Source organism: Brenneria roseae subsp. roseae (genome assembly GCF_003115845.1).
Taxonomy (GTDB): domain Bacteria; phylum Pseudomonadota; class Gammaproteobacteria; order Enterobacterales; family Enterobacteriaceae; genus Brenneria; species Brenneria roseae.
The window spans coordinates 1-437 of sequence record NZ_KZ819065.1 but is presented as its reverse complement, the minus strand read 5'-3'; the positions used below and the strand labels follow the sequence as shown (position 1 = coordinate 437).

1 protein-coding gene is annotated in these 437 nt (G+C 48.7%); it reads right to left on the bottom strand.

Annotation, left to right across the window (positions count from 1 at the left end; genetic code table 11):
- Window positions 1-437: tyrosine-type recombinase/integrase (locus DDT52_RS20835; protein ID WP_425591573.1), on the bottom strand; the 437-nt coding region annotated here is incomplete at both ends.

Here is a 437-nt window from a genome sequence, read left to right as displayed (position 1 = left end):
TTGATCCCTTCAATGGCTTCACGCTGTTCAGGGATAACCCATAAGGCACTTTTGAAATCGATCTCTGACCATCGGGCAAAGCGGAGTTCACTGGAACGCACAAAAATCAGCAGATTGAGTTTTATCGCAAGTAGAGTAAGTCTGCTACGGCCTTGATAGCTTTCAATACGTTCCAGCAGGGCTGGTATCTCTTCAAGCTCGATAGCGGGACGGTGTTCCGTCTGTGGCTTCTGAACAGCGCCTTCCAAATCGTAGGCAGGATTGAAACGGATCATCTTTTGCTGGACGGCATAACGCATGATGGCGGTCGCGTACTGTTTCACCCGCATGGCAATTTCCAGATAACCCAGCTTCTCTATTTTTTTGATGGGAACCAACAGATCGCCCGTGTCCAGTTCTGCTATGTCTCTGTTGCCAATATCGGGAAACAGGTAGGT